Consider the following 6,750-nt stretch of genomic DNA (forward strand, 5'->3'; position numbering starts at 1 on the left):
GTAGATACGTCGGACTGGGCTACGGTTGAGTTAACGATTAACGACAAACCGCCGGAACTGGAAAGCCTCTCGCGTCTGAATGACCCTGGCCAATCCGTAGAATTCACGCTAAGCATGTCTGACCCAGATGATCCGGGTCAGGTTGTCGATTGGGAAGAAATGTGGTCGGACGGTATTTCTCCTCCGAAGAGGCGATATCAGGTCAACTTGGTCAAAGAGCCCAGTTTTAGCAAGAAGGATGAGAATCATAACGCGGTAGGTTATGGGATTTTCCTGGATGTGGCGGGGCAAATCACCTATGTCCCCGAAGGGAATTACAATACCTTCAAGGATACATTTACGGTGACAGTCGAAGACAATAAATGTGACGTTACCTCTAAACAAGCCACTTTCACTATCACTTACCCCAACGACGAAACCTCGGCCGGGTCGGGTGGTAGTCTTGGCTGGGCCATGTTGGGTGGGCTAATCCTTTTGCTGCGTCGCCGAGTGGCGGCGTAGCACCCGCCGCAGGGTTTCCCACACCACTGCCCCGAACAGCATGCTGGCCATCAGCAACACAAGCTTGGGAACGTCCACCAGGGTCCAGAACAGGATGTCGATGCTGGTGGGTTCCAGGTTCTGAAAAACGATAATGATGGCCAAAAGCGCCAATAGAATCTGTAGTGCCCCCATGGGGTGCGTGATCAGCCAGTGCCCGGATTTACGGCTGCCGCGGGCAATCAGTGAGGTTTTTTTGCCGCTGTGGTCATCCATGATCTTCCTCCTTGCTGTGTTTCGACTCTAGTCCAACTCGTGCTTGTCTCGCTACCTCCCTATACTCTCTGTAACAGTAGAAAGGAGAGGTGAATGGATATCAGTGCCGGTTGGGATCTTGTGGTGATTGGTAGTGGCCCTGCGGGTGAAGCGGCGGCGATGCAGGCGGCCAAGAAAGATCTAAAGGTGGCGATCGTAGAGGATCAGTCGTCGTTGGGCGGGAACTGCACCCACTGGGGCACGATTCCCTCCAAGGCGTTGCGGCATCAGGTGCGACAGGTGATTCGTACCCAGCGGAATCCCTTGCTACGCGGCATCATCAAGCCCCGCGAAATCCGCTGGCAGGATCTGATTGCCCGCACCCGCGAGGTAATAGACTCTCAGGTGCAGGTTCGAACGGACTTTTATGTCCGTAACCGGGTTACCGTGTTCGGGGGTCGTGGTGAGATTCTGTCACCGCAAGAAGTGCGGGTCGATGACCATGCAGGCCGCCAGCACTTGCTGAAAACCCGCAATATTCTGGTCGCTACGGGATCACGTCCCTACCACCCGGATGACGTGGACTTCTCTCATCCGCGCATCTACGACTCGGATACTATCCTGACCATGGACCATACGCCGCGGCATATCCTAGTCTATGGTGCCGGGGTCATCGGCTCGGAGTATGCCTGCATCTTCACCGGGCTTGGCATCCGGGTGGACCTGGTGAACTCCCGTGAGCACTTGCTGGATTTTCTGGATACGGAAATTTCCGATGCGCTCAGCTATCACCTGCGTGAGCAAGGCTGCACCATTCGCCAGGGTGAACACTACAAACGGGTGACGGCGGATGACGAGGGCGTAACGCTGGAGCTGGAATCCGGCAAGAAACTGCGCGCGGATGCCTTGTTGTGGTGTAACGGCCGTTCCGGGAACACCCAGAATATTGGCCTGGAAAATGTGGGGGTTGCAGCCAACAGTCGTGGGCAGCTCAAGGTCAATGAGCGCTATCAGACTGAGATGGACACGCTCTATGCCGTGGGTGATGTGGTGGGCTGGCCATCACTGGCCAGCGCCTCCTACGATCAGGGGCGTTTCTGTGCCGCCGCCATTGCTGGTGACGAAGTGCGCCAGGTAACAGACGTGCCCACGGGCATTTATACCATTCCCGGGATCAGTAGCGTTGGGCGGACCGAGCAGGAATTGACCGAAGCCAAAGTGCCGTATGACGTGGGGCAGGCCTTCTTCAAAAACCTGGCCCGGGCGCAAATTACTGGCGAGCGGGTAGGCATGCTGAAAATTCTGTTTCATCGTGAGACGTTGGCGGTGTTGGGTATCCACTGTTTTGGCTATCAAGCCATGGAGATTGTCCACGTGGGTCAGGCCATCATGCGTCAACCCGGTGAAAACAACACGCTGGAGTACTTTATTGATACCACCTTCAACTACCCAACCATGGCCGAAGCTTACCGGGTGGCGGCAATCAACGGGCTGAATCGGATTAAGCGATAGGGTATCGCTGACTGGAGGGAATGCGCTTATCCCTCCGGTTCTGTCTGTTCGGCCGGCACAGGTGTGATTCAGCGTTGCTGTTTGCCCGCTTCGATAAAGAACTCGCGATTCTTCTGCCGGGCCTGGCTGTTTTTACGTACCAGCACCTGGGTAGCACCGCTGCCGCCGCGATTGGCGGGGGTGCTGTGAAAGGCCAGCACCAGATGACTTTCTTCCAGCCAGTGCATCACATAGCTCTTCAGAAAGCCTGGGCGTTCGCTGTGCAGTCCTTTGCCGTGGCTGATTAGCACGGTACGCATGCCGTTGTTATGGGCATTTTCCAGAAACTGCTGGACGAGGTTGCGGGCATCCATCAGTCGAACCCGGTGCAGGTCCAGCACATCCTGGGCCTCGTATTTACCCAGCCGCAATTTTCGATATACCCCTTCCTGGACGCCATCTTTTTTCAGTCCGACGATATCCAGTGGTCCGACTGCTTGCACGTGTTCGGGAACGGTCAGCGGGTTGCGGTCTCTGCGATCGTCCACGGCGGCGGCGCGACGCAATTGTTCACGGATAGAGGGTTCACGACGGGGCGTACGTTCCTGCACCCGGTTGTCCGGCTTTATCGGCGTAACATCGGCCATTTCCTGGCGAAACAGATCGTCGTCGGAGGAGGTCATGGAACGGCTCCACAAAATTCATTTTTACTAACTTGCATGGTACACAAAGCCGGCGGAGACTTGGAGTAACAGGCTCCCTGATAAGGAAGGGTGTGATGGAACGTCGACGATTCAGTCGGCCCAGGCTTCGCGTCAATGTGCGAGCGTGCGTCGATCAGCGGCCAATCGGCCATATTCTGAATATTACAGATCAGGGCGTTTGCCTGGCGGGCAAAGGCGTACCACCACAAACCTTGCAAACGATGGTGCTGAAGTTGCCCTTCAATCTGTCTGGCCAGCGAGAGTTGCACGTGCATGCGGAGCCGCTATGGCATAGCTATCTGGACAATGGCCATTGGCGAGGTGGGTTTCGTCTGGCAACGGACGAGCAGACCGCAACCCTGCTGTCGAAGCTGGTGAGCCGTTACGGAGAATAGCGGGGGAGGAGCGGTCAGCGGTTACTGCAAAGCGGGAAGGCGTAGCAGTAACCGGGCCCTAACTCTTTTCGGCAACCCTCGAAAAACCGGTAATGCCCAAGGTGATCAGAAGGCGATGTAATCAGTAAGCCTGTGGACGTGAGCGCTCCCGGCTTTCTTCTCCTTTCTCATCATCATGTCTGTGACGCTTGGCGTCTCGCTTGCGGCGCTCACGCTCTGCACGCTTGTGTTCTTCTTCCCACTCATTCGGGTCGTAGTCATCAAATTGGCGACGACTCATGGTGCCACTCTCTTTCCAACGTTAAAGGATACTTGCCGTTTTGCGGGTGCCACGAATGCAACCTGCCATTGGATATATAGCACTAAAAAGTGGGGTGTAGAAGGGGCAAGGGGCACCATTTATCGGTGCCCCGTCATCATTGCCAGGTAGTGCGGGGATCAGTCGCCGTAGGTCTGGTCCAGATAGTCGAGAATGGCTTCGGATTCGAACAGTTCCATGCCGGTATTCGGGTCTACCAGGTAGGGGACAGCGATTCTGCCGGCCCGGGCCAGCAGATCGACCCGGTTGCGTTGGCTGGGAGCATAGTCCATGTCGAGGCGCTTGCGCACTGCCGGCAGCACCCAGTCCTGCCATTGATCGCGGCCACACTGGCGAAGCAGGTAGGGCAGCTGCAGCTCGGTGAGACGTTCACGAACCAGGCGGGCAAAGGGTCTGGCTTCGAACGAATACAGTTCCAGTGGTTTTTCTGGCGCTCTACTGTCCAGGAAACGGATACCACGGCTGCCACGAGGGGCGGACGCTGCCATTGCGGCGGCTGTGCGCAAGCGAAGTTGCCAGCTTTTAGGGGCAGGGCGGCCACCGTATTGCTGATAGAGATACTCGATGATAGCGGCGGATTCATACAGGGCTTCGCCGGTGTTGGGGTCCATCAGATAGGGAAACTGCTGTTTACCTCCCAGCCGTTCTACCAGGGGGCGGTACCGGTCACCGCCTTTGGGGCAGGGGAACATCATCACGTCCAGATCCAGATCGGTTAGCGCTTCGCGAACCAGCCGGCAGAAGGGGCAGCCTTCCATGTCGTAGAGCTCCAGCGGCTCCTCCGGGCGGTTGCTGTGCCCTTTGCTGGCAATGCCCCGGCCCTGTTGAAGCGTGGAAGACAGCAGGGAACGGAAGACTTCTGTGCTGTGTGACATGGCGGATACTCCTGAAACGAATTGCCGCGACCTTAGCACGGGTGCACGGTCATTCATTGGCCGCACCGACATGATATTTTTCAATGACTTGCAGCCTTGCCCGTTCCGCTCACCGGCGCTGTTAACTCATGTCATTGAGACATTGGGGTGGCTGGGGCACTCTTGCCACCCTATACCGGGCTCCCAAGCCCTTCATAACCCGTCAGCAAACGCTGATACATGCCTGAGGCAAGAGGAAGGTTCCATGACCGAAGCCTATATCTATGATGCCATCCGTACTCCCCGTGGTCGGGGCAAGAAAGATGGCTCTTTGCATACGGTTAAGCCGCTGGATCTCGTAGTAGGCCTGATCGATGAAGTAAAAGACCGTTTTCCGAATATGGATACCAACCGCATTGATGATGTGCTGTTGGGTGTGGTGACCCCGGTCGGCGACCAGGGTGCCTGTATCGCCAAGACGGCGGCCCTGGCCGCAGGGCTGCCGGATACGGTAGCGGGTTATCAGTTGAACCGTTTCTGCGCATCTGGCCTGGAAGCAGTGAATACCGGGGCCCAGAAAGTGGCATCCGGTTGGGATGACCTGATTCTTGCCGGTGGTGTGGAATCCATGAGTCGTATCCCCATGGGGTCTGACGGGGGTGCCTGGGCAATGGACCCGATTACCAACTACAAGACCGGTTTTGTTCCCCAGGGGATTGGTGCGGACCTGATCGCCACCATCGAAGGCTGGAGCCGTCGTGACGTGGACGAGTTTGCCGCTGAATCCCAATCCCGTGCAGCCAATGCCTGGGAAAAAGGCTATTTCGAGAAATCCGTAGTGCCGGTGAAAGACCTCAACGGCATGACGGTTCTGGATCGTGACGAGCACGTTCGCGCCGGCACTACCGCCGACGCCCTGGCAGGCCTGAACCCCTCTTTTGCCATGATGGGCGAAATGGGCGGTTTTGATGCGGTTGCCCTGCAGAAGTATCACTGGCTGGAAAAGGTTAACCACGTCCACCATGCCGGTAACTCCTCCGGGATCGTAGACGGCGCCTCTCTGGTGGTGCTCGGCAACGAGCAAGTGGGCAAGGACTACGGCATGAAAGCCCGTGGCCGCATTGTCTGCACGGCGATCAGTGGTGCCGACCCCACCATCATGCTGACAGGCCCGGGCCCGGCTGCGAAGAAGGCCCTGGCGAAAGCCGGCCTGAAAGCCAGCGATATTGATCTGTGGGAAATCAACGAAGCGTTTGCGGCGGTGGCCATGCGTTTCATGAAGGACATGGATATCACCCCGGACATCACCAACGTGAATGGCGGTTCCATCGCCATGGGTCACCCGCTGGGTGCCACAGGTGCCATGATTTTGGGCACCGCACTGGATGAACTCGAGCGCCGCGACAAGAAGTTCGCATTGTGCACCTTGTGTGTGGGCGGTGGCATGGGTATCGCCACCATCATCGAGCGTCTGTAAGCCGCGTCGAACGATTTCGGAGTAAAGATATGAGTGAACAAACTGCAATTCGTTGGGAAAAAGACGCGGACAATATCGTCGTTTTGACCATGGACGATCCCAACCAGTCCGCCAACACCATGAACGAGCTGTACGGCAAGTCCATGGCGGCGGTGGTCGAGCGTCTGGAAAAAGAGAAAGATGAGATTGCCGGGGTGATTATCACCTCTGCCAAGAAAACTTTTTTCGCAGGTGGCGATCTGCGTGATCTGCTCAAGGCCCGCAAGGAAGATGGTCCGCAATTTCTCGCCGGCGTGACCGAGATCAAGCGTCAGCTACGGATCATGGAAACGCTGGGTAAACCGGTGGTTGCTGCCATGAATGGCACAGCCTTGGGTGGCGGTCTGGAAATTGCTCTGGCCTGTCATCACCGTGTTGCCATCAATGACAAATCCGCCCAGTTTGGTCTGCCGGAAGTGTCTCTGGGTCTGCTGCCCGGTGGTGGGGGCGTGACTCGCATCGTGCGTATGCTGGGTATTCAGGACGGCCTGATGAAGGTACTGATGCAGGGTCAGCGCATGAAGGCTGACAAGGCACAAAAAATCGGCCTGATTGATGAGCTGGTAGCCGATCGCGATGAGATGATGGCCAAGGCCCGTGAGTGGATCAAGGCGAACCCCAAGGCCATGCAGCCCTGGGACCAGAAGGGTTACAAAATTCCGGGCGGTGATCCGAAGAACCCGAAATTTGCCGTTAACTTGCCGGCGTTCCCGGCTAACCTGAAGAAGCAGGTCAA

At 56.8% G+C, this 6,750-nt stretch carries 9 protein-coding genes; 5 read left to right on the top strand and 4 right to left on the bottom strand.

Annotated elements, in window-relative coordinates:
• The coding region (locus A3730_RS31795) for an MYXO-CTERM sorting domain-containing protein (RefSeq protein WP_197477509.1) at positions 1–501 on the top strand (501 nt) is incomplete at its 5' end.
• On the opposite strand, the gene A3730_RS17440 is transcribed toward A3730_RS31795, so the two are convergent.
• On the bottom strand, positions 466–756 hold the full coding sequence (locus tag A3730_RS17440) for a hypothetical protein (protein ID WP_063518887.1): 291 nt from the start codon (positions 754–756) through the stop codon (positions 466–468). The genes A3730_RS31795 and A3730_RS17440 overlap by 36 nt on opposite strands.
• 93 nt (positions 757–849) lie before the next feature.
• On the opposite strand from A3730_RS17440, the gene sthA reads away from it, so the two are divergent.
• A complete protein-coding gene (gene sthA, locus A3730_RS17445) occupies positions 850–2,247 on the top strand; it encodes a Si-specific NAD(P)(+) transhydrogenase (protein ID WP_063518886.1) in 1,398 nt (465 codons plus the stop codon).
• Between the two features lie 68 nt (positions 2,248–2,315).
• Here sthA and smrA read toward each other — a convergent pair whose 3' ends face one another.
• Positions 2,316–2,909: a DNA endonuclease SmrA gene (smrA, locus tag A3730_RS17450; RefSeq protein WP_063519928.1), complete on the bottom strand. Its 594-nt coding sequence runs from the start codon at positions 2,907–2,909 to the stop codon at positions 2,316–2,318.
• A 95-nt stretch (positions 2,910–3,004) separates the two neighbouring features.
• Here smrA and A3730_RS30475 point away from each other — a divergent pair, with 95 nt between their 5' ends.
• Positions 3,005–3,325: a hypothetical protein gene (locus A3730_RS30475; protein ID WP_156496968.1), complete on the top strand. Its 321-nt coding sequence runs from the start codon at positions 3,005–3,007 to the stop codon at positions 3,323–3,325.
• 121 nt (positions 3,326–3,446) lie between these two features.
• On the opposite strand, the gene A3730_RS30480 is transcribed toward A3730_RS30475, so the two are convergent.
• Positions 3,447–3,605 (bottom strand): hypothetical protein, encoded by a 159-nt coding sequence (locus A3730_RS30480; protein ID WP_156496967.1) that lies wholly within the window; start codon positions 3,603–3,605, stop codon positions 3,447–3,449.
• A 158-nt stretch (positions 3,606–3,763) separates the two neighbouring features.
• Positions 3,764–4,519: a glutathione S-transferase N-terminal domain-containing protein gene (locus tag A3730_RS17455; protein WP_063519927.1), complete on the bottom strand. Its 756-nt coding sequence runs from the start codon at positions 4,517–4,519 to the stop codon at positions 3,764–3,766.
• Between the two features lie 244 nt (positions 4,520–4,763).
• Between A3730_RS17455 and A3730_RS17460 the strand changes: the two genes are divergently transcribed.
• Positions 4,764–5,975: an acetyl-CoA C-acetyltransferase gene (locus A3730_RS17460; RefSeq protein WP_063519926.1), complete on the top strand. Its 1,212-nt coding sequence runs from the start codon at positions 4,764–4,766 to the stop codon at positions 5,973–5,975.
• A gap of 29 nt (positions 5,976–6,004) precedes the next feature.
• A partial coding sequence (locus A3730_RS17465) for an enoyl-CoA hydratase/isomerase family protein (protein ID WP_197477510.1) occupies positions 6,005–6,750 on the top strand: 746 nt, incomplete at its 3' end.

The organism is Alcanivorax sp. HI0044 (assembly GCF_001634945.1).